20 protein-coding genes are annotated in these 21,523 nt (G+C 50.0%); 13 read left to right on the plus strand and 7 right to left on the minus strand.

The features are described from left to right. Positions 1-406 precede the first annotated feature (406 nt). Together ACX1DY_RS18460 and ACX1DY_RS18465 are read left to right on the plus strand one after the other, a co-directional pair. Positions 407-1,210, plus strand: coding sequence for an AAC(3) family N-acetyltransferase (locus ACX1DY_RS18460; RefSeq protein WP_458965660.1), 804 nt, complete (start codon positions 407-409; stop codon positions 1,208-1,210). Between the two features lie 46 nt (positions 1,211-1,256). Further along, positions 1,257-1,895, plus strand: a complete 639-nt coding sequence (locus tag ACX1DY_RS18465) for a histidine phosphatase family protein (RefSeq protein WP_458965661.1) — start codon at positions 1,257-1,259, stop codon at positions 1,893-1,895. Positions 1,896-2,020: 125 nt separating this feature from the next. Here ACX1DY_RS18465 and ACX1DY_RS18470 read toward each other — a convergent pair whose 3' ends face one another. Both ACX1DY_RS18470 and ACX1DY_RS18475 read right to left on the minus strand, forming a co-directional pair. Next, positions 2,021-3,301, minus strand: a complete 1,281-nt coding sequence (locus ACX1DY_RS18470; protein ID WP_458965662.1) for an MFS transporter — start codon at positions 3,299-3,301, stop codon at positions 2,021-2,023. Positions 3,302-3,329: 28 nt separating this feature from the next. Next, entirely contained in the window at positions 3,330-4,235 is a 906-nt protein-coding gene (locus tag ACX1DY_RS18475) for an ArsR/SmtB family transcription factor (protein WP_458965663.1), read from the minus strand. Positions 4,236-4,699: 464 nt separating this feature from the next. Between ACX1DY_RS18475 and ACX1DY_RS18480 the strand changes: the two genes are divergently transcribed. Together ACX1DY_RS18480 and ACX1DY_RS18485 are read left to right on the plus strand one after the other, a co-directional pair. Further along, on the plus strand, positions 4,700-5,293 hold the full coding sequence (locus ACX1DY_RS18480) for an RNA polymerase sigma factor (RefSeq protein WP_458965664.1): 594 nt from the start codon (positions 4,700-4,702) through the stop codon (positions 5,291-5,293). Then, positions 5,265-6,356: a DUF4179 domain-containing protein gene (locus ACX1DY_RS18485; RefSeq protein WP_458965665.1), complete on the plus strand. Its 1,092-nt coding sequence runs from the start codon at positions 5,265-5,267 to the stop codon at positions 6,354-6,356. The genes ACX1DY_RS18480 and ACX1DY_RS18485 overlap by 29 nt, the downstream gene beginning before the upstream one ends. A gap of 93 nt (positions 6,357-6,449) precedes the next feature. Here the strand turns inward: ACX1DY_RS18485 and serS are convergent, their stop codons facing one another. After that, positions 6,450-7,745 (minus strand): serine--tRNA ligase, encoded by a 1,296-nt coding sequence (gene serS, locus ACX1DY_RS18490; protein WP_458965666.1) that lies wholly within the window; start codon positions 7,743-7,745, stop codon positions 6,450-6,452. Positions 7,746-8,140: 395 nt separating this feature from the next. Here serS and ssuE point away from each other — a divergent pair, with 395 nt between their 5' ends. The 9 genes from ssuE to ACX1DY_RS18535 all read left to right on the plus strand — a co-directional run bounded on the left by ssuE (position 8,141) and on the right by ACX1DY_RS18535 (position 14,881). Beyond that, complete coding sequence (ssuE, locus tag ACX1DY_RS18495) at positions 8,141-8,695, plus strand: NADPH-dependent FMN reductase (protein ID WP_458965667.1); 555 nt, start codon at positions 8,141-8,143, stop codon at positions 8,693-8,695. A 297-nt stretch (positions 8,696-8,992) separates the two neighbouring features. Continuing rightward, a complete protein-coding gene (locus ACX1DY_RS18500; protein ID WP_458965668.1) occupies positions 8,993-9,250 on the plus strand; it encodes a hypothetical protein in 258 nt (85 codons plus the stop codon). A gap of 59 nt (positions 9,251-9,309) precedes the next feature. Continuing rightward, complete coding sequence (locus ACX1DY_RS18505) at positions 9,310-10,701, plus strand: radical SAM protein (protein WP_458965669.1); 1,392 nt, start codon at positions 9,310-9,312, stop codon at positions 10,699-10,701. Then, complete coding sequence (locus tag ACX1DY_RS18510) at positions 10,698-11,795, plus strand: radical SAM protein (protein WP_458965670.1); 1,098 nt, start codon at positions 10,698-10,700, stop codon at positions 11,793-11,795. The genes ACX1DY_RS18505 and ACX1DY_RS18510 overlap by 4 nt, the downstream gene beginning before the upstream one ends. Next, positions 11,771-12,544 carry an ABC transporter ATP-binding protein gene (locus tag ACX1DY_RS18515; RefSeq protein ID WP_458965671.1) on the plus strand — a complete coding sequence of 258 codons (774 nt, stop codon included), beginning with the start codon at positions 11,771-11,773 and terminating at the stop codon, positions 12,542-12,544. Before ACX1DY_RS18510 ends, ACX1DY_RS18515 begins: the two co-directional genes overlap by 25 nt. Then, positions 12,541-13,170 (plus strand): hypothetical protein, encoded by a 630-nt coding sequence (locus tag ACX1DY_RS18520; protein WP_458965672.1) that lies wholly within the window; start codon positions 12,541-12,543, stop codon positions 13,168-13,170. Before ACX1DY_RS18515 ends, ACX1DY_RS18520 begins: the two co-directional genes overlap by 4 nt. A gap of 1 nt (position 13,171) precedes the next feature. After that, positions 13,172-13,855, plus strand: coding sequence for a hypothetical protein (locus ACX1DY_RS18525; protein ID WP_458965673.1), 684 nt, complete (start codon positions 13,172-13,174; stop codon positions 13,853-13,855). A gap of 17 nt (positions 13,856-13,872) precedes the next feature. After that, positions 13,873-14,688: a S41 family peptidase gene (locus ACX1DY_RS18530; protein ID WP_458965674.1), complete on the plus strand. Its 816-nt coding sequence runs from the start codon at positions 13,873-13,875 to the stop codon at positions 14,686-14,688. A gap of 16 nt (positions 14,689-14,704) precedes the next feature. After that, positions 14,705-14,881: a hypothetical protein gene (locus ACX1DY_RS18535; protein WP_458965675.1), complete on the plus strand. Its 177-nt coding sequence runs from the start codon at positions 14,705-14,707 to the stop codon at positions 14,879-14,881. Between the two features lie 51 nt (positions 14,882-14,932). Here the strand turns inward: ACX1DY_RS18535 and ACX1DY_RS18540 are convergent, their stop codons facing one another. The 4 genes from ACX1DY_RS18540 to ACX1DY_RS18555 all read right to left on the minus strand — a co-directional run bounded on the left by ACX1DY_RS18540 (position 14,933) and on the right by ACX1DY_RS18555 (position 21,278). Next, the gene (locus ACX1DY_RS18540) at positions 14,933-15,964 is read right to left on the minus strand and encodes a ribonucleotide-diphosphate reductase subunit beta (RefSeq protein ID WP_458965676.1); all 1,032 of its coding nucleotides are present in this window, start codon (positions 15,962-15,964) and stop codon (positions 14,933-14,935) included. A 366-nt stretch (positions 15,965-16,330) separates the two neighbouring features. Then, positions 16,331-18,664, minus strand: a complete 2,334-nt coding sequence (locus ACX1DY_RS18545) for a ribonucleoside-diphosphate reductase subunit alpha (RefSeq protein WP_458965677.1) — start codon at positions 18,662-18,664, stop codon at positions 16,331-16,333. Between the two features lie 116 nt (positions 18,665-18,780). Next, on the minus strand, positions 18,781-19,296 hold the full coding sequence (gene nrdG / locus ACX1DY_RS18550) for an anaerobic ribonucleoside-triphosphate reductase activating protein (RefSeq protein WP_458965678.1): 516 nt from the start codon (positions 19,294-19,296) through the stop codon (positions 18,781-18,783). Next, positions 19,293-21,278 (minus strand): anaerobic ribonucleoside triphosphate reductase, encoded by a 1,986-nt coding sequence (locus ACX1DY_RS18555; protein ID WP_458965679.1) that lies wholly within the window; start codon positions 21,276-21,278, stop codon positions 19,293-19,295. The genes nrdG and ACX1DY_RS18555 overlap by 4 nt, the downstream gene beginning before the upstream one ends. Positions 21,279-21,523: the final 245 nt, after the last annotated feature.

Genomic DNA, 21,523 nt, shown 5'->3' on the forward strand with positions numbered 1-21,523 from the left:
CCTATGGCTCGGCAAGTAGCGTTAGCATCTGGCCTATGCGGCAGATAGTGCCACCGCCTGGCTCTTTGGCTCACAGGCAGCGCCGCTGCCCGGGGTCGCCTCTGACTCTGGACTTACTTTTAGTTAGTGGGAAAAAGTACAACTAATTTATTAACTTTCAGGCCATTTTACGAATTAGGTGGAAAAAGGTCACTTAAAATTCCGGTAGAAGCGCCTTTTGGCTATATTTCAGCGATTCTTGAAAATGTAAATGGATTCATTCCACCTAAACCCGGATTACCTTTGTTATAAGAAGAATTAGTTGCCCAAATTCCACCTAATTAAGTAAACAATCGAAGAAAACGCAAGGTTCGGCGTGCAAAGTTGGACTGGGCTGGGCTAGGCAAATGTGAAGGTGGAGTGTTGAATGGAAGAGATACAAGGAGAATTAATTACTGTAGAGACGCTGGCGGCAGATTTTCGGAGCCTGGGTGTGCAGGAGGGCATGACGCTACTGCTGCATTCATCCTTTAAATCGCTGGGCCAGTGGGTGGCTGGCGGGCCGGTTGCCGTTATTCTTGCGCTGGAGCAGGTGCTTGGGGAAGAGGGAACGCTCGTGATGCCGACCCACTCTTCCGATCTGACCGATCCGTCGGGCTGGAGTAATCCGCCGGTGCCGGAGTCATGGTGGCAGAGCATCCGGGAGCAGATGCCGGCCTACGACCCGGACCTTACGCTGCTGCGGGGAATGGGGATTATTCCCGACACCTTCCGCAAGCAAAAGGGTGTTAGGCGCAGCAGCCATCCGATTCACTCTTTTGCAGCATGGGGCAAGCACCGGGATGTGATTATTGACGGCCATGCGCTGGAGTATGGTCTGGGTGAACGGTCTCCCTTGGCCCGAATCTATGAGCTGAATGGCAGCGTGCTGCTGCTTGGGGTAGACAATTACAACAATACTTCGCTGCATTTGGCTGAATACCGGGCGGAGTATGCCGGGAAGCAGGAGGTCATCGCGGGAGCGCCGATGCTGGCGGGTGGCGTCAGACAATGGGTGGAGTTCAAGGACTGCAACTGGAACTCGGACGATTTTGCCAGGATTGGTGAAGAGTTTGGACAAGAGACGGGACGGATTACATATGGAACTATCGCCGCAGCCGCAGCTGAGCTCATCCCGCAGCGTGAGATTGTGGATTATGCTGTGAAGTGGCTGGGACGGAACCGGCTGTAGCTTTGAGAATCGGATCGTGTTTGTTATAAAAAAGGGGTGGATGGATATGGCTACAACAACGGTTTTTTTGACACGGCATGGACAGACAGAGTGGAATGTGCAGAACCGGATGCAGGGGCATCTCGATTCGGCGCTTACGCCGCTTGGTGTGCTGCAGGCGAAGTGGCTGAACAAGGGGCTGCGGCAGGAACATCTTGATGTCATTTATACAAGCTCTAGTCCCCGGGCGCAGCGGACGGCAGAGCTTGTCCGCGGGGAGCGGAATGTGCCGCTGATTCCCTGTGACGAGTTCAAGGAGATCAGCATGGGGCATTGGGAAGGGCGCGACTCGGCGGAGATTCAGACACAGGACCCGGAGCAGCACCGCTATTTCTGGCAGGACCCGGAGAAATTCAGCGTTGAGGGCAGCGAGACCTTTACCGGAGTGCAGAAGCGTGCGCTCGATAAGCTGGGGGAAATCGTGGAGGAGCATGAGGGGCAGAATATCCTGATTGTTACGCATACGGTAGTGATCAAAGTGCTGATGGCCTACTTCGAAGAGAGAGTCATGAACAAGCTGTGGGAGCTGCCTTATATTTATCCTACCTGTCTGTGCAAGCTCGAATTTACCGACGGCAAGGTGGAGATTCTGCTCCACGGGGATACGAGCCATTACGAGGACGACGAGGCTTGGATGGAATCTTGAGAATTAGCTAAAAGAATAACTTCAGCCTGCAGGCGATGCTCCGGGAATACCGGCATCGCCTGTTTTTGTGCTGTGCGGCTTGACCAATATTCGCTGCAAAATCCCCTCTGGTCAGCGGTTTGCTGCTATTTCGCTAGCATGTTTTGCACTGCAGATGCCGGCCTACTGCTCTTCAGATGTCTGGCTTCAAGCGCGGCAAGATCGCCATCGAGCATCCGGAGACCGGGAAGCAGCAATGCCGCTGCGGCGCATAACGCCGGGAGCAGTCCGGCGGCAAGGAACAATGCAGGCACACCATAGGCCTCGGCAACCGCCCCTCCGATAAAAGCGCCAAAGGGCTGCAGGCTGCCGCCAATTAGAAAACGGATGGAGTTCACCCGCCCCTGAAGGCTCGCAGGAACCAGACGGCCGTGCAGGGAGGAGCTTAACGAGCCGAAGAAAGGGCCCAGAGCGCCGGATACAAATACAGCAGCAAGAGCAAAGGGAAAGCTTGGGATCAGTCCCCATATGGATGTAATGACACCTATGGTTCCCAGACTGCCCAGCATTACCAGACGTCTATGTGTAATCTCGCCCAGCAGAGAGATCACCCCAAGCCCAACCAGCGTTCCGAGTGCCGAAGCTGTGGTCAGCGTACCCATAGCCGCCGCATTCCGGTGGAGCACTTCGCGCACATAAGGGACCATCATCGTCCAGACGGCGATGGAGCTTAGGTTGCTGACCGAAGCCATAAGCATAATCATAAGCATAGCCGGAAACTGCTTATAGAAGGTGAAGCCTTCGGCAATTTCACGTATGTAGCCGGAAATGGAGAAGCTGCTTCTGCTTGTGGCGGCAGCCGGCTTGGGCTGCTTCGGCAGGCACAGCAGCGTGGCGATAGCGGCAATGTAGCAGAGCATATTGACGCCAAGGGCCGGAAGCGACCCGCTGGCAGCGGTCAATACGCCGGCCAGCGCAGGCCCAAGCAGCGCCGCCGCACCTTTGCAGCCGTCGATGACAGCGAAGGCGCGCACCAGCTTCCGGCTGTCGGCGACACCGGGGATAACGGCCATCGCCGTCGGCATGAACAGCGCGGCGCAAGCGCCGCTAAGCCCCGCTGCGGCGAATAAATGCCAGAGCTGGAGCTGGCCGGCGAGGCCCATGCCCAGCGGGAGCGCGATGGCCAGCAGCCGGATAGCGGCCAGGCAGGCCATGAACCGCACGCGGGGCAGCCGGTCGGACAGCGGCGAGCCAAGCAGGCGCAGCAGCAGCTCCGGGATGCCGGAGCTGAGCGCCAGCGCCCCCATGACCAGCTTGGAGCCGGTCAGCTCATAGGCCAGCCACTCCATTGCCAGCAGGCCGAAGGCATCTCCAAAGGCGCTTAGGGAAATCGTTGACAGCAGACCATAATAGCTGCGTTTCAGCATAGGGTGTTCACTCCTTTTCGTGGACCGTTCAGCTCTCTAAATAATCAGCCATTCGCTGCGGCAGTCCATTCAGCGCTTCCAGACGCAGGCTGTACGCCGCGCTTTTGCCGTTGCTGTGGACAATAACCAGCCCAGCCGCCCGCAGCGCGATGAGATGGTAGTGGATTGTACTTTTGGACAGGCCGACCTGCCGGACAATTTCGGTGAAGCTCAATTGTTTGTCCGCAAGCAGGCGGAGAATGTACAGCCGGGTCTCATCCGACAGTGCCCGGGTCAGCCGGAGCAGTGCGGGAGCCGGACGCCCTTCCTCCGGTGGAAGCACATCGCAGGAGTAGCTGGTGAACACAAATTCATCGTAGAGAGTGGAAGTGACCAGCGGACGGGCATGATATTGCGGGATTAATATGATCTGTTTCATTTGTTCCCCGGGGCTAAACCGCATCCCCTCCGTCGCCTGCTCGTAGACCTCCATACCATTGGCACCGTTCAGCGTGGTCCGCCGGAACTCGGCTTCCTGTTTCAGCCCTTCGAGGATAGCGGGATTTATTCCGCTGAAGTACCGTTCATCCCACTCCCGCAGAATTTCAGAAGCGCGGCTGCGCAGCTCGGCCAGATTGGAGGGCACCGTTGACCCGAAACGGGCTTTTATCTCATACAGATCTCCCGGGGATAAGCCATCATACCAATCCAGGAAGCCAGATACGGAACGTTCCCCCGGGCAGCTCCAAATGTAGGGCGTGAGTGTGAAATCCCCGTTATCCTTGGAGAACTGCTGCATCTGCTGAAGATGAGCCGGTGTGAGCTTCTTCTGCACCTCCCGGACCCAGAGCTTTCCTGATTCCAGAGCATTGTGATTCTGCTTCCCGAGAAAAGCGGCCAGGCTGCTAAAACATTCATACATCGGGGCAAAATCCACTTCTACCTTATAATTCATGCGAACTCCTCATTTCCGATATAAGTTGAACTTTAGATTTTCATATTAGGGTACTGGTCGTAACTGCGGGGAATGTTTGGACTTCCGGCCGCTGCCCGCCTGCAGATTTCTTGATTTATACCGCTCTTCGCGGTGGAAATCCGCAGACAGCTTATGCTTACGATGCCAGCTTTCCTACGGAAAGCTCTCAGGCGGTCGCTACCGCTCCTCCAGTTCCAAACTTCCCCTCCGCACTCCTACCTTTTTTATGATTTTTTTAAGTTCAACTTATATAGTGTGATTTTTATGTATTGAACTCGAATTTTTGTTCTATAAATATAGAACTAATATTTTGTTATATTATATACGAACTAAATTTAGATATCAATTAAATAGAACATTTTCTTCAAAAGAAAATAATTTTGCGCCTTGCTGTCACAAACCGCTGTGTTTTTCAGTTATATAGGCGGGAAAGGAGGGGGCTTGTGGATAAAGCGGTAGCCTCCGGGGGAATCACCGGAACAGAACTGAACTTAATAGTGGAGCAGGTCCAGCGGGGCGATGTGCAGTCCTACACCCAGGTGATCCGGCATTTTCAGAGACCGGTTTATCTGTACTGCTATTATCTGCTCGGCAGTCAGGAGGAGGCGGAGGACGCGGCGCAGGATATTTTTATTAAGGCGCTTGAGAACATTGGCCGTTTTACGGAAAAGGTGTCTATTTCAGCCTGGCTGTACCGGATTGCGCGGAACCACTGCCTGGACCTTATGAAAAAGAGGAGCAAGGGCTTCCGGCTCCTGGCACTGTACAAAAGACATCAGCAGTACTCAGAGCCTGCCGCAACCGGCCTTGGATATACCGAGCTGGTGCATGGGCTGCTGGAGCAGCTCAGCATGGAGGAGCGGCAGATTTTGCTGCTGCGGGCGCTGGAGGATTACACCTTTGACGATATCGCTGCTGCCATGGATATGAACCCGGCTACCGTGCGCAAGAAATACGAGCGGCTGCGCAAAAAGCTGGGCAGACAGAAAGAGAACGGAGGGAAGCTCATTGGAAAACCGTACAACAATAGGGGATGAACGGCTAGAGCACATTGGCAGATTGATCCGCGATACTCCCGTGGAAGTGGAACTGGTGGAACGTACTATGAAGCGGTTTGAGGCAAAGGGGCGGAACAACAGGGCACCACGAAGAAGACGATGGGCTGCTGTAATCGTGGCTTCCGTACTGATACTATGCTTGTCTTTTCTGAGTGTCGGCTTCATCTCGCCTACACTGGCGGCATCCATAGAGCGAATTCCCGTGCTGGGCTCCATCTTTGAGCTTGCCGGGGATCTGGGGCTGCGGACGGCGGATGAGAAGGGACTGGCGCTGACACCGAATCAAAGCGATAGCCACGAAGGATTGACGCTGACCGTGCCTGAAGTATTGTTCGACGGAGTCCGGGTCTCGCTTGGACTTGAGCGCCAGACCACAGAGGAGAAGTTCCTGATGCAAGAGCTCGGCGACCTCTTGGGCGACATTAAGGTCTCAATTAATGGTGAAGACCTGCATGCTTATGGACTGACAGGCGGAGGAAGCGCCCCGGGAGTATTTACTTTAAAAGGAAAGGATGAAGGCTCAAGAATCGTCCAATTCTCCGATATGCGCAGTCAAGGGGGACGGGCCTTGCCGGATAAGTTCGAGCTGCTGCTGACGGTTCATGTGGACGGGATTTCGGAGCCTTTTCACATTACACTTCCAGTTGAAAAGAAAACCGTCAACAACCTTATCGCGGAGCCGATTACCCGTGAGTATAGCGGAATGCTCTTTACACTTGAGAAGGTGGAGCTCACACCCGTTACAAGCAGTATCACGACACGGATTGAGCTGCCGGAGGGGCAAAAAATCAATGAGAAGCTGCCTGCGATGGGGTTTGAAATAGTGGACGACCGAGGAAATCAATTGAAAGAGCTGAGTGGAGGCGTCGGGCTAAGCGCTACAGGCGGAAACGTTCTAACCACGGATGCTTTATTCGAGCCACTGCAACAGCCGGTCAACCAAGTGACCATTCGGACCTACAAAATTCTCGGTATTGATGCCGAGGGCTATGTGGACAAGGAGTTTATTCCTGAGTTTGAGGTTACAGTGCCACTGGAATAGATAGCCAGATTGCATAAAAAAGACGGTTTCCTAAAGCGCGTATATGCGCTCCGGGAACCGTCTATTTGCATTGTACAATGTACGTCAGCTTCTCTAATCCCTGACCGGAAGCGTTGCAGGAAGAACCTCCTGCCCATCCAAATATTTGCGCAGCGCCTTTGGAATATAAATCGAACCGTCCTCCTGCTGATGGTTCTCCAGCAGCGGAATCAGAATCCGCGGTGTGGCGACTGCGGTATTGTTGAGGGTGTGGCAATATTGCAGGCGCCCGTTCTCGTCACGGAAGCGGATGCCGGAGCGGCGGGCCTGGAAATCATGCAGATTCGAAGCCGAATGGGTCTCGCCGTATGCGCCTCTGCTCGGCATCCAGGTCTCAATGTCGTATTGCTTGTGCGTCTTCAGCGACATGTCGCCGCTGCACACAGCCACTACGCGGTAGGGCAGCTCCAGCAGCTGCAGGATATCCTCGGCATTCGCCAGAATCTCCTGCAGCATCTGCTCCGATTCTGCCGGATCATTCTTGCAGATCACGACCTGTTCGATCTTCGAGAACTGGTGCACCCGGTACAGGCCGCGCACATCGCGTCCCGCCGAGCCGACCTCGCGGCGGAAGCAGGCCGACATCCCGGCGAGCCGCAGCGGCGCTTCAGCATCAACGATCTCGTCGCTGTACAAGGAGACGAGCGATACCTCCGAGGTTCCGGCCAGCCAGCGCTTTTCTCCGTTCAGCTCATAGGTCTGATCCATCCCGCCGGGGAAAAATCCGGTCCGCTCCAGCGCCTCCGGGCGGACAATAACCGGCACGTCCATCACGGTGAAGCCGCGCTCTGTCAGCACATCTAGCGCCAGCCGCTGCACGGCGAGGTGCAGATACAGTCCCGCGCCCTTCAGCACGTAGCTGCGCGGTCCTCCGGCTTTGACCCCGCGCGGAATATCAATGATGTCGTGAAGCTCGCCGAGCTCCACATGGTCGCGCGGTGTGAAGCCAAAGTCCGGCAGGCTGCCGGTCCGCCGCAGCTCCACGTTCTCGCTGTCATCGGCCCCGATGGGCGTGTCCGCCGACACCGGGTTCGGCGCGAGAAGCAGCAGCTCGCCGCAGTGCTGCTCCGCCTCAGCCAGCTCTGCCTCCAGCTTCGTCAGCCTGCCGTTAATCTCGCGCACCTGCTCCTTGGCGGCTTCTCCAGCCGGGACATCACCCTGGCGCAGCAGACGCTCGATCTCCTTGGTCAGCCTGTTTCTCTCCGTTCTTTGCTGCTCGGTCTCCCGCCGCAGCTCCCGCCGTTTGTCGTCCCATTCCAGCAGCTCATCCAGCGGAAAGATTACCCTTTTCCACTTGGCCGTATTTCTTACGATTTCCTCATTTCCCCTGATCCAGTTCATGTCCAGCATGCCGCTTCGCTCCTTTTGGTCTAAAAAAATACAAAAAACGCCCTCATCCATGGGACGAGGAGCGTCAGCTCGCGGTGCCACCCAGGTTGACCGAATCCCCTGGCTTCACAGCAGGATAAGGTCCTCTTTGGTCTTCGCGGTAACGGGCGAAACCCGGTAAACTTAGGGAACAAGTGAATTGCTCCGGTCGCAGACGCCTCACGGTTGGATGCCGGTCATTGGCCTGATCGGGATGTAGTGTTGCCGCTTATTATAGCTCAGGAAAGAGCCCTGCGCAAGGCTTTAAAGGTTTGACAATATTCCTTGTAATCTGATAGGATTATCTTAAAATTTGAAGGGTTTGCACCCGGAATAGCGGCAGATCCTTATTATAACGAACGGAAGAGGTGGAGAAAATGGCCAAAATAGTTGTCATCAACGGAACACCATCCCTGGTCTCCCGGGTTAATGCGGTTATTGAATATGTGGAGGCCGATTTGCGTGGGCATGGTTTTGAGGTAGATCGGATTAATGTGGCGGAGCTGCCTGCGGAGGACTTGATTCATACCCGCTTCGAGAGCGAAGCCATCGTTAAGGCTAACGGCCTTGTGGCCGAAGCCGACGCAGTAATTGTGGTCAGCCCGGTATACAAGGCATCTTACACAGGGGTACTCAAGACCTTCCTGGACCTGATCCCGGAAAAAGGCCTTGCCGGCAAAATCCTGCTCCCGCTCTTCATGGGCGGCAGTCTGGCGCATCTGCTCACGATTGAGTATGCGCTGAAGCCAGTGCTCTCTGTGCTGGGCGCGCGCCATATTCTAGGCGGTGTATATGCGGTAGACTCGCAGGCGGTACGTAATGATCAGGGAGTCGTCGAGCTCGCAGACGAGCTCAAGCTGCGCCTGGACAGCGTGCTTGCGGAGCTGGCGGAAGAAACAGCGCATAAGGCGGAGCGTAAGGCTGGTAAGTAAGGCTGTAAATCAGAAACGCAAAAAAGAACTCTTGAGATAAATCCAAGAGTTCTTTTTTGCGTTTGTATCCTTTAATTTAACAGATTAAAGGCTCTTTTTATGTATATCTACTTTTTAGATATTAAAATACGAAAAATACTCATTTAAAGTAATATAATCTATTTTTGTAAAAAAATGATAAAAAGATCACATCAATATAAGGATAAAAATGTAATATTATAGATGTATTTTACATTATGGTATTTTCAAAGCATTGAATGAGAGAGCTGAGAGAATACATATGAAGGAGGTGAGAACATGAATTCGGATGAATATTTCTCAATTTCTGATCTGGGAGAAGAATTTCAAATTGGCGAAAAGGAAGAAATTGCTGCATGTGTAGCCTGTTTGGGCTGCGCAGCTTGCGCAGCATGTTTAGGTTGTGCAGTTTGTCTTGCATGTGCCGTATTTGGTCCTGTAACAGCAATCGTTACGCTTGCAGCAGCAGGTGAAGTGACAACGGTTGCAACAGGTGCAAGTGCTGCAGCAGCAGTTGCTATCGGTGTGAACTCATAGGATCAAAGGAGAGGAAGAGAACAACATCTTTTCCTCTCTATTTTAAGGAGGATAAATAAATGAAGGGCATCCATTTTGAGAGCAGAAGGAAAAATAGATATTTCTATGATAATGAAACCGGGCAAATTGTTAGCGAGGAGGATGACCCGGGATTAGAAGTGCTGAAGAATAAATTCAACTTACAATCCAAGCAAAAAATTGAAAGTGTTGACGCTTCAAATCTGAATCAATATTTGTACATTGATGGAAATGGATTCAAACAATTAATTCTGGAGATATCTTCAGCATGTAATCTTAGATGCAAATATTGTATTTACTCAGAACACTATCCATACACTCGCGAACATGGAACCAGCAGAATGACTTGGGAGGTTGCCAAATCGTCTGTTGATTTTTACTATGATAATTTCAAAAAAATTTTTGAGCGCAATCCCATGAGAAAATCAATCGTAAGCTTCTATGGAGGTGAACCCCTAACGAATATTCCTCTACTAAAGCAGGTCGTTAACTATATTAATAAAGAATATGGCGAATATGAGGTTCTATATAATATCACAACCAATGGTCTTCTTCTTACATCTGAAATACAGGAATTTCTTTACGAAAACCATTTTTCAGTACTTGTCAGTCTGGACGGATATCCAGAGAACCATGACCGGAATAGGGTGGATGTAAACGGGAGAGAGACTGCTCATATCGTTTTAAAGCATATTAATCAATTTAAAGAGAAGTATCCCGACGCCAGTTTATCTATTGCAACCTGTTTTGATTTCAAAACCGACTTTGAAAAGCTGGCTAATTTTTTTGATGATAATCTCTTGTCCGTTATCCATACAGGGCAGGTTCAAACACAGAACAGCACTTATTATTCACAGTTCGATGATCGTGACGAGGCAGTTTTTTTTGAAAAATATAATAAATTGAAAGAGAATTTTTTTGAAAAAGCTATTTCAAATGATATAGATAAAAATAAATTCTTATATCGTTTTTTTGGAAGTATTTATGCAACCCTTGCTTTTCATCCAATGATAAGAGAGGCTTCGCCAGTAATTAGGCCATACACAGGAACGTGTGTGCCGGGAGAAAAATTATATGTTACTACAGAAGGCAAGTTCCAAATATGTGAAAAAATCAACAGTGCCTATGAAATTGGGGACATTCAAGAGGGTCTTGACCTGGATAGAATCACCAAAGTCCTGAATGACTATAACCAAAATATCTGTGTTCATTGCGAGGAGTGTCCGATTTCTAGATTGTGTAACTTATGTTTCAAAAATTTCGAGACGGAAAACGGGTTTGAAAGCAACTCGGGAATATGCCTACAGCAAAGAAAGACTATAGAAAATCTATTGGGGGAATTTGTGAGTATGCTCGAAGAAAATCCGAAACTTTTCGATGAAGTAACCTCTGACTATTTTAAATCTATGAGTGAAGTAGGGGAGTGCATATGAGCTATTTTAAGTTGAAACCAGAGGTCTATTTGGTAACCGGGCAAAAAAAGTCGATACTGCATAATTTGGTGGACGAAAAGTTACTGTGGATTGATAACCGTTTAGCTGAGGGGATTAGGAAAGCTGAGGGCGGGGAACCCATTTCAGAGCTTGAATTTGAGATGTTAAATACGTTTTTCGCAAAATATAACTGGGGCTTCTTCTCAGAAAAGCCTGTCTTTATGGATAAATTCAGATCTGTCAATGTCTATAATGAGAAAAAAATGCACAAAAACACCCCTTTTATTGAAACGGCCACTCTTCAGCTTACGAATGAATGCAACCTGAATTGTAAATTTTGCGGGGAAGTGTTCTGCCCAAGCTGTAGGGTAATTGAGGGCGGGGAGTCAGCTCTGAGTATGGAGGATTGGTTGCTGGTTGTAGACAAATTAAATGGTTATGGAGTCAATACTATTTTGCTGACAGGTGGTGAGGCTTCGACAAGTCCCTATTTCAAAAAAATAGCAGAATATATTCTTGCCAAAGGTATTTCACTCTCTGTTCACACGAATGGTACCGGGAAGATTGAAGGACTGCCAGAGGAAAGCCATCTCATCATATCGTTATTTCGGCAAAGCGAACTAAAGAATATTGTTAGAAAGTATAAGGAGCACAAAATGGTCTCGCTTATTCTTTATGACTTCGAGAGTAAAGAAAAGCCAAAGTTGATCCCTGAATCTTGGCAGGTGGTTTTTTCAAGAACCAAGCCTATTCCCATAACCGCTAAAAATATGGTTAATGTGGATTTTGATTCTTTTTTTGCAAGAAAATTAGGAGATCACTGCCTTGATAAAAAAGTACTGGTGACATATGATGGCTCTATATATCCTTGTATGGAATTAAAAAGCAAAGTTGGGAATTTTAAAAATAACGGGTTTCACTGGGCACTTCAAAAGCTGATGTCTGAGTACTGGAAAAAAAGCGTAGACAAGTATGGAAATAAATGTGCTTATTGTGAATTCCGCTATGCTTGCAGCTCTTGTTCATTTTTTAATACGGAGGGCTGTCAATATGATTTGGAGGAAGGAAAATGGACATCGTCATTGACCAATTAAGTAAAACCTTTGGAACGTCAACCGTGCTTGAGGATATTAACCTAACAGTTAAAACGGGCCAGGTGTACGGTTTGATAGGTCCAAATGGGGCAGGAAAAACAACGCTGACACGAACCATTCTCGATATCTACAGACCCTCGAGCGGAACGGTTGCTGTCAATGGAATTAAGAGTAGTGATTCTTCGTTTAATGAGATTAGAAAGCAAATTGGTTGTGTGCTGGATCAGTTGGGATTATATAAAAGTCTGACAGCCTGGGAGAACATTGAGTTGTTTCACCGTGTTTTCTTTCCCAAGGCATCCAGGCAACAAAGGGACAAAGACATCAACGAATGCATTAGAATGGTTGATTTAGAACAGCACAAAGATAGCAAGATCACCTTCTTCTCCCGGGGCATGAGGCAAAGATTGGCTTTGGCCAGAGCTTTTATCGGCAAACCGCAATTGCTTATTCTGGATGAGCCGACCAGAGGGCTGGATGTGGAAGGTAATTATATGCTGAGGAAATATATCAAGGAAATGAAGAGTAGAGGTCTAACCGTATTCATTAATTCCCATCATTTAAGCGAACTGAAGAAAGTCTGTGATGTGTATGGGTTTATTAAAAATGGAAAATTGATTGAGGAGGGCAACTACGTGGGTTTAGCTGCGAAGTATCTTACCGGAACTCCTGAGGAAGCAGACATGGAGAAGCTATACCGGTTTATATTTCAAATTGAAGAGATGAATGAAATGATGGAATCCTCATGAAGATACTTCAGAATCCTGTGATGTGGCTTTCTATTAAAATGTTCAGGCAGAGATGGGTTACCTTTGTATTTTATTCCATCATACTTATTAGCCTCCTTCAATCACAGGCCTATCTTAATTTCATTGTGTTATTGCCTTATTTTTGTTTTCTGGCTGTACTGAAAATGCTCTGCACTGATTATTTACGGGGGCATGAAGAGACACTGGTAGTTCTCGGATACTCGATTGAGAAGATAGTAGGAAAAACCGTCCAAGCGGCCATGCTGTGCTCCTTTTGTATGAGTATTGGAACCACACTTATCGCTTTAGCTGTTATGGAGTTCACGGGCCATAACCTCATACTGAAACCTGTGGATCTTTTATTTATTGGCGGATTGTATGTGTCATTATTTCCTGTAGGGCGGCTGATCCTTATGAGAACGCTGCTACAGAAACGAATGGGTAAAATATGGAATTATCTTATTGAAATAGGTTATGTCCTTGTAATCATGCTCTTGTATTTGTTGCTTCCGGTTAGCTACTGCCTAATATTTTTTATTTTGACATCTATTCTCATTTTGGGTTTCCAGCAGCAGTTCTTGCCGAAACAAGAGTGGAACAGGTTCTTTGAAGGGAGTATGAGATAGAATGAATGCTCTTTTATGGAAACGATATAAAGAAATACGTACAAATAAAATAAAATTATTTATCACTCTTGTTTTACCGATTATCTATTTTGCCTTATTAACGGGCTTCTCCGTTCCCCGCCATATTATTGTGTCCTATTTCTCTCTGGCATGCATGTTGCTTGGAAATCTGGGGCATTGGAACATTGAGGATCTGGTACACAGTGAAACATTGTTGACGACACCGCTCACACCCTTCAAATTGTGGTTTGCAAACTGGATGCTGGTAGCAGGATCGGGCTTTATTATTGCACAAATATATTTGTTAATGATTTCGTTTGGCAGTCTGCTAATCAGCGGTCAATTTTTTATCAGTGACGTCCAATACTTCATAGAGAACATTGCGTTCTCATTTCTGGGCTTCTCACTCCTTGCGGCAGCGACAGTGCACAATGTGGATTTCACCAAATGGAAGCAGTATTTGACTGGTGTATTCAGTATATTTAACTTTTTGTTTCCTTTCGCTCCTTTTCTATTTGCTTCTATTCTACCTACGGGATTATGGATCACCCTAGGGGCTGTGGCTTTAGGTATATTGCTTACAACTCTTTCTTTGTTAATTGCCAGAAGTTCAAGACGGGAACGCTTGGTCCTGAATATTCAGAAACTCTCTGAAGCTTATGAGATCAAATTGCTCAACGATTGAACAGAGGGGGGAATCTGATGATATTTTCGCATAAAAATAACGATGAGTCTGAGTTGATCAAAGAGTGCATGGAGTACTATGAGCTCAATGACATATTTTTGAATCAGGATCAGCGATATCAACAATTGAAAAGCGAGTTGATGAATTCGACCATAGTTGATCTCAAATCCTTTAAACAATTTATTCAAGATACTAGGGGAACTGTTTTTACTGATTTTTTAATTGGAAAAGCCCACTCGGACAGTGTTGATATCAAAGAGCAAAAGCATTTTGAATATAGATTGGTGGAGGATTTTCTCTACATAAACTTGTCTTACTTTACGAAAAAATCAGTGGATCAGGCATTTCAAATCATGAACCAGTATAAGGATCGTCCATATCTAATTTTGGATTTAAGAGATTCTCCGGGTGGATACATTGATGCTTGTATGTCGTTTTGTCGATTTCTTATTAAAGGTAAAAAAGAGATAGTAACCTTATATTATAAAAATAAAAAAGTAACTTACTATTCAGATGAATTTGCGCCGCTAAGCTATGAAAAAATTTATGTTTTCGTTAACGAACAAACTGCTAGCTGTAGCGAAGTTGCCGCTTTGGCATTGAAGACTAATTTGAAATCGGTTCAACTAATTGGAGAAAGAACAAAAGGAAAAGAATGCGGTCAAGAAATTATTGTTAATAAATCCAAAGGATTTTCTATGATTATAGCTTCTTTTATTTGGAAGTGTAATACTTATGGGATGGAAGAGCTTCAGCGGTTTATACAAAACGATGTTGGAGCAAATACTCACTTCGCAACGGATGATGACTATTTCAAAATGGCTTTAAATTAATTTAGGGGGGGATTGTTTGACTGACAGAATGAGTGGAGTGGTCTGGTTACTGGTTGCATATTTGATAATTGTAGGGGTTGCTGCAATAGCCGGTAAAAGAAATCGAAATTATATACCCGAACTAAAAAAGACGCTCTTAACGATTGGGGGGATTTTCGTTATTGTTGCCTTTTTTGTTCTATTTGTTATTTAAACGGCAAAAGCCCTGTACACCCGGATTGGATGTAAAGGGCTTTTTAGATGCTTACAAATCATCAAACCCGTTGTCGTCGCCGACCTTGCCGTAGTTGCGGGACTTGGCTTCGAAGAAGTCGGTTTTGGTCGCGTTCAGCGCTTCGTCGGAGAAAGGCTTGATCCACGGCATGCAGTTGACGTCTACGCCTTGGTAGGCTTTGTCCAGGCCCATCAGGGTCAGGCGTTTGTTGGCGATGTATTTGATGTAGTCGCTCAGCTCGTTCATATCAATGCCCGGCACGTTGGTGAGCGTGTAATATCCCCAGTTAGTCTCAAGCTCTACGGCACGGTCGATGGTACGGTAGACATAATCCATGTTCTCCGGCGTGTTCAGCTCAGGGAAATCAATCAGCAGTTGCTTGAACACCTCTGCGAAGAAGTAGCAGTGCTGATTCTCGTCGCGCTGAATGTAGGAGATCATCTGGCTGGTTGCCATCATTTTCTGGTCGCGGGCCAGGTTGTAGAAGAAGGCGAAGGTGCTGTAGAAGAAAATCCCCTCCAGAATCAGATCCGCCACCAGCGCACGGAAGAAGGTCTCCTTGGACGGTGCATCGCGGAACTCCTGGTAGATGTTCGAAATGAACTGGTTGCGCTCCAGCAGCACTGGATCATGCTTCCAGTACTCAAAAATCTCCTTCTGCTCGCTCTCCGAGACAATCGAAGACAGGACGTAGGAGTAGGATTGGTTGTGCACAACCTCCTGCTGCCCGATGATTGCCGAAATCGCCTCCAGAGAAGAGTCGGTAAAATACCGCTTCACATCGCCGACGAACATCGTCTGCATCGAATCGAGCACCGCCAGCAGGCTGATGTTGATTTTGAACACGCGTTGTTCCTCTGCCTCCAGCAGCGGGAACTGCTGCGCATCCTTCGACATCGGGATTTCATCGGCGATCCAGTGGTTCAGCAGCAGCACCTTGTATAGCTTATACATATGCGGCATGCGGATATCGTTCCAGTTCAGAATGCCCGAGCATTCCCCGTCGATGATGCGGGTGGACTGGTTCGGGGCTTCGGTATTAAAAATTTTTTGCAGTTGCATTGCTTATTCCCTCCTGTATTTTGCATGAAGCGGTCTTCCGCCTGATATTCTCATTGAAACGACTGTGACTATATAGTGAAACGTTTGAAAGAAAGAATGCTATTGTGGCATCCACGTAGATAAATGTATTTACTGCAGCTATTTACTGCTGTGGAGCCTTTTCATGAGCTATAACTGTAGTTTCTGCAATTAAAAATAGAGAATTTCTGCAATTTAGCCGATTTTCGCCTGGATAATTGTACAGAGTGCAGCTAAATTGTGTTTATCTGCCAAAAGTCAGGCTATAGCTGTACAAAGTGCAGTTATTCGGCAGGGCGGTGCGTGTACGAATATATCACCGTTTTCTGTTCGAAGGGACTAAGACAATTAGCTCGCGCAAGACTCGCACTCTTCAATAGTTAGTGCACGGCTCCGCACATAATAGGTCGATTTCAGACCGCCCTTCCAGGCGTTCAGGTGCAGCGCCAGGAAATCGGTGGCCTTGATGTCCGGGGTCACGTACAGGTTGAAGCTCTGTCCCTGGTCAACGTGGCGCTGGCGGGCCGAGGCCATGCGGATTGACCAGTTCTGGTCGATTAGGAACGCCGTTTTGTAGTACCAGATTGTCTTCTCGGACAGATCCGGGGCCGGATTGGCGATCTTATAGGTGGTCTTCTCCTCGTAGGAGAGCAGCTCGTAGAGCGGATCAATGCTGGCTGTGGAGCCGGCGATGATCGAGGTCGAGCCGTTCGGGGCAATCGCGAACATCCAGGCGTTGCGCACGCCGTCCGCAGCGACTTCCTGCTGGAGTTGACGCCATTGCTCAGTCGTCACATATTTGCCTTCCTGCTCGCCGCTGGTATAGCCGCGTGAGGTGAAGTAAGCGCCAGTCTCCCAGTCAGAGCCGGCAAACTTCGGATAACGGCCCTTCTCGCGGGCCAGCGCAAGGCTTGAGCGTACCAGCAAATAGTTGATGTGCTCGTACAGATGATTGTTGTATTCCACGGCTTCCTCGGACTCCCAGCGGATGCCCTCCAGCGCCAGCAGGTGATGCAGGCCGAAGGTGCCGAGGCCGACAGCGCGGTATTGGCTGTTCGTATACTGTGCCTGCAGCACTTCAATATTGTTGATGTCGATAACATTGTCGAGCATACGGACCTGAATTGGCACCAGACGCTCTAGCACACCGGCCGGAACAGCGCGTGCCAGGTGAATGGAGTTCAGGTTGCAGACTACGAAGTCGCCGGGGATTTTGGAGATGACAATCCGGGTCTGGCCGTCCTTCGTAACAAGCTCCTCCTGCTCGATCACAGTAGCCGACTGATTCTGCATAATCTCTGTGCACAGGTTGGAGGAGAAGACCATCCCCTGGTGGCGGTTCGGGTTGGAACGGTTCACCGTATCACGGTAGAACATGTATGGTGTACCTGTCTCGAGCTGCGATTTCATAATCCGCTTCATGATGTCGATGGCCGGAACCGTGATACGGGAGAGCTCCAGATTGGCGGTAGCTTCGGCATATTTTTTGCGGAATGTGCCTTGCCCCAGCTCCTCGTCATAGAAGTCCTCCAGACCCAGCGCCCGCCCGTTTGCATCCTTCCAGCCCATAACCTTCTTCACTTCATGCGGGCAGAACAGGTTCCAGTGGCCGCGTGCCTCCACAGCCTCCATGAACAGATCGGGCAGGCAGACACCGTGGAACACGTCATGCGCGCGCATCCGCTCGTCGCCGTTGTTCAGCTTGAGGTCGAGGAAGGCGAGAATGTCTTTATGGAAAACGTCAAGGTAGACGGCGACCGCGCCTTTGCGCGTGCCAAGCTGATCTACGCTGACAGCGGTATTGTTGAGCTGGCGAATCCAGGGGATGACGCCGGAGCTGGTGTTCTTGTGGCCGCGGATATCGGAGCCGCGGGCCCGCACCTTGCCGAGGTAGACGCCGATGCCTCCGCCCATTTTGCTGAGCCGGGCCACATCGGTATTGGAGTCGAAGATGCCTTCGAGGGAGTCGTCCACAGTGTCGATGAAGCAGCTGGAGAGCTGTCCGGCAACCTTTTTACCTGCGTTGGACATGGTTGGTGTAGCAGCGGTCATGTAGATGTTGCTCATCGCCCAGTAGGCTTCTTTTACCAGATCCAGACGTTTCTCTTCCGGCTCGGTGTGCATGAGGAACATGGCGATGATCATATAGCGCTCCTGCGGCAGCTCCATTACACGCCCGTCGAAATCATGGGCCAGATAACGGTCCGAGAGAGTCAAAAGGCCGATATAATCGAACAGCAGGTCGCGCGTGTAGTCGATGCAGCCGCCAAGCTCTACAATCTGCTCCTTGGTATAGTAAGTAAGCAGCTCTTCGCGGTAGATGCCTTTTTTGACCAGATCGGTGATCAGGGGGTAGAGCTCGCCATAAGGTTCGTCCGGGTAGGCCTTGTAGCGGCGGTTGACGGCAGCTTTCTTATACAGGGAAGTCAAAAGCGACCGCGCAGCGGCGAACTTCCAGTCCGGCTCTTCCTTGGTTACAAGCTCGAGTGCGCTCATCGTGAAGGCGCTGCTGATCTCTTCTCCGCTAACCTCGTCACGCCGCAGCTTGGACTGCACTCCGCGCAGCAGAGTTTCTTTGCTTAGCTGGTCAAGACCTTTCAGGATACGGTCGGCGTATACGGAGAGGCGGATTTCATCAAAAGCCAATTGGCGGTTATCGGGTTTCACTACGAGCTGTGGCATGGTTCATACATCCCTTCGTTTTTTGGGTATAATTTTCAATATCAAAAATTGAATTATATGAGCGCAGAAGGCGGCCCGCATTTACGCTTGGCCTGCCTTTTGAAAGTTAACGTAAGTTATAGCTCAGCCGGCTGCCAGTGCACGATCTCCGTACCGGCAAGACTGGCCGGAATGTCAATAATCCGCTGATTGCTGCTCCCACGGTAGGGGAGGGTGGTGTCTTTAAGCTCTTCCACAAATCGGCCGTCAATGACCACATGGCACAAGCTCAGCAGGTTCCACTCCGGTGAGCCTGGAGCGGCTGTAAGCTCTTCGTAGGTATAGCCTGTGTAAATCCAGATGGAGAAGTCCGGCAGCAAGCTGCGCAGCTCCTGAATGAAGCCCGCAGCCTCCTCTGCCGAGAAAAAAGGATCGCCGCCTGCCAGCGTCAGCCCGTCGAGCAGCGGATTTGCGGCCATTTCCGCAATAATCTCCCGCTGCCGCTCCAGGGTGAAGGGCTCGCCGTAATTGAAATTCCAGGTCTTCGGATTGAAGCAGCCCGGGCAGCGGTGGCGGCAGCCGCTGAGGAAGATGACGGCCCGCATGCCCTCTCCCTCGTTGATTGATTCAGGGTAGTAGCCGCAAATATTCATAGATGCTTAACGCGGTCCCGCACTTCAGCTTGCTTGGCGGCGTTGAAGCGGGTCTGATAATCGCCGGTCAGATAGCCGGTTACCCGGCGCAATCGGCGAATATGCACGTCATTCTCATGCGCGTCACAAGAAGGGCAGTTCGTGCCAATGACACCTTCGTAGCCGCAGGCCGAGCAGCGGTCAATCGGATGGTTGATGCTGAAGTAGCTGACCTGCTGCTCCAGCGCGTACTTGATGATCTTCACAAAAGCCGCCGGATTGCTGCGGGCATTGCCGTTCAGCTCGACATAAGAGATCGCGCCGGCGTTGCAATATTCGTGGAACGGAGCTTCCAGGCTGATCTTCTGGGCTGCGCTTAGCTCATGATAGACCGGAACATGGAAGGAGTTCGTATAGTATTCGCGGTCGGTAACGCCTGGGATGGAACCAAGCACCTTGCGGTCGACCTTCGTGAATTTGCCGGACAGTCCTTCAGCCGGTGTGGCGAACAGCGTGATGTTGAGGTTAAGCTCCTCGCTCTTGCGGTCGCAATATTCCCGCATATGGCGGACGATGGCGAGCGCTTTGGAATGAATCTCCATATCCTCGCCGTGGTGCTTGCCGTACATGGCCTTCATGCACTCTGCCATCCCGATGAAGCCGATGGATAGACTGCCGTGCTTCAGCAGCTCGCCTACGCTATCCTCAGGGGCCAGCTCTTGACCGCCTTCCCAGACCCCTTCACGCATCATGAAGTCGGAGGCTTTGGCCTTCTGGGCGGCCTGGATGCGGAAGCGGTGGAGCAGTCCATCCAGAGCGATGTCCATATAATGGTTCAGATCATCATAGAAGCCTTGCTCGTCGGCTACCAGGCGGCGGCCTGTAACCGTGCCGTGAGCCAGCCCGAGACGCACCAGGTTGAGTGTGTTAAAAGACAGATTGCCTTTGCCGGAGCAGTGGTTGCGTCCGAAGCGGTCACCAAGCACCCGGGTGCGGCAGCCCATAGTTGCAAATTCAGTATCCGGGTCGGCCGGATCGTAATATTGCAGGTTGAGCGGCGCATCGAGATTGGCGAAGTTCGGATACAGTCTGCGCGCGGAGCACTCGGCGGCCTTTAGGAACAGCTCATAGTTAGGATCGCCCTGCTGCTGGTTGACACCTTGCTTGCATTTGAAGATCTGGATAGGGAACACCGGCGTTTCACCGCTGCCCAGGCCGTTCATGGTCGCCGTCAGCAGCGAGCTGATGACAAGCTGGCCCTCTGGCGAAGTGCAGGTACCATAGTTAATACTGGTAAAAGGAATCTGACCGCCCGAGCGGCTGGACATCGTATTCAGGTTATGTATCATGCTCTCTGCCGCCTGCAGTGTCTCGCTCTCCGTCTCCTTCAGCGCAAAGCGGAAGGCCCGCGGATACTGCTTAGCCAGATCGCTGCGGCTCATGTTAACTTCGCCAAGATGCTCACCGGCTTGTCCTTCTTCGAAGTACTCCAGTCCCTTGCGGAACAGCTTGGCGAAGGACTTAGTTACATAAGGAGCCAGATCAAAATCCAGCTTGTTGGCGGACACGCCGCCGTACTGGGCATTTTGCTGAGACTGGAAAATAATTGCCACCAGTGACATCGCGGTCATAATCGAGTTCGGTGGCCGCACACTGCCGTTGCCGGTGTTGAAGCCTTCGCGGAGCAGCCGCTCGAACGGGATAAAGATGCAGTTGGTCGTTCCGATGACGTACTGGTCCAGGTCATGGACATACACCACGTTATCGAGGGAAGCCTGCACCAGTTGCGGCGGCATCGTGAAGTTACGGGCATACCACTTGGAGTATTCACTGCCGAACTTGCTCATTTTGCCGGAAAAGCTCTCCCCGTTCAAATTGGCATTCTCACGCAGCAGATCCAAATCCCGGCTGTCGATAATATCGCGCCCCAAATGGATAACTTCCTCTAACATAACCTCTTGTGTAGTTTGTTCAGCGTTGTACCGTTTCTCCAGCAGCGTCATTGTGCAGCACTCTCCTCTCGATATATAAGAACGTTCTAACCAGGCTAACTGACATTAATAAAAAAGCATCTCCCGCCGAGGAAGGCGGAAAATGCCCGGATGCGTGGCGCAAATAACCGGAGCGCGGATATTTGCGGATGGTCTCCATGGAAATAAGCTTTCCCGCAGAAGCCGATACCTGAAGGCAATAGGGAATATCGCCTTCAGGTATCGGCAGCCTTGGCTCCCCGTCTTAGGGAAGGCTA

It is taken from the genome of Paenibacillus sp. BAC0078 (assembly GCF_054483875.1).

Bases quoted from the DNA above. Each gene is read 5' to 3' on its own strand.
- ACX1DY_RS18530 (WP_458965674.1), top strand. From the start codon at position 13,873: ATGATATTTTCGCATAAAAATAACGATGAGTCTGAGTTGATCAAAGAG.
- ssuE (WP_458965667.1), top strand. From the start codon at position 8,141: ATGGCCAAAATAGTTGTCATCAACGGAACACCATCCCTGGTCTCCCGG.
- ACX1DY_RS18465 (WP_458965661.1), top strand. From the start codon at position 1,257: ATGGCTACAACAACGGTTTTTTTGACACGGCATGGACAGACAGAGTGG.
- ACX1DY_RS18540 (WP_458965676.1), bottom strand. From the start codon at position 15,964: ATGCAACTGCAAAAAATTTTTAATACCGAAGCCCCGAACCAGTCCACC.
- ACX1DY_RS18500 (WP_458965668.1), top strand. From the start codon at position 8,993: ATGAATTCGGATGAATATTTCTCAATTTCTGATCTGGGAGAAGAATTT.
- ACX1DY_RS18545 (WP_458965677.1), bottom strand. From the start codon at position 18,664: ATGCCACAGCTCGTAGTGAAACCCGATAACCGCCAATTGGCTTTTGAT.
- ACX1DY_RS18555 (WP_458965679.1), bottom strand. From the start codon at position 21,278: ATGACGCTGCTGGAGAAACGGTACAACGCTGAACAAACTACACAAGAG.
- ACX1DY_RS18520 (WP_458965672.1), top strand. From the start codon at position 12,541: ATGAAGATACTTCAGAATCCTGTGATGTGGCTTTCTATTAAAATGTTC.
- ACX1DY_RS18505 (WP_458965669.1), top strand. From the start codon at position 9,310: ATGAAGGGCATCCATTTTGAGAGCAGAAGGAAAAATAGATATTTCTAT.
- ACX1DY_RS18525 (WP_458965673.1), top strand. From the start codon at position 13,172: ATGAATGCTCTTTTATGGAAACGATATAAAGAAATACGTACAAATAAA.
- serS (WP_458965666.1), bottom strand. From the start codon at position 7,745: ATGCTGGACATGAACTGGATCAGGGGAAATGAGGAAATCGTAAGAAAT.
- ACX1DY_RS18515 (WP_458965671.1), top strand. From the start codon at position 11,771: ATGGACATCGTCATTGACCAATTAAGTAAAACCTTTGGAACGTCAACC.
- ACX1DY_RS18460 (WP_458965660.1), top strand. From the start codon at position 407: ATGGAAGAGATACAAGGAGAATTAATTACTGTAGAGACGCTGGCGGCA.
- ACX1DY_RS18475 (WP_458965663.1), bottom strand. From the start codon at position 4,235: ATGAATTATAAGGTAGAAGTGGATTTTGCCCCGATGTATGAATGTTTT.
- ACX1DY_RS18510 (WP_458965670.1), top strand. From the start codon at position 10,698: ATGAGCTATTTTAAGTTGAAACCAGAGGTCTATTTGGTAACCGGGCAA.
- nrdG (WP_458965678.1), bottom strand. From the start codon at position 19,296: ATGAATATTTGCGGCTACTACCCTGAATCAATCAACGAGGGAGAGGGC.
- ACX1DY_RS18470 (WP_458965662.1), bottom strand. From the start codon at position 3,301: ATGCTGAAACGCAGCTATTATGGTCTGCTGTCAACGATTTCCCTAAGC.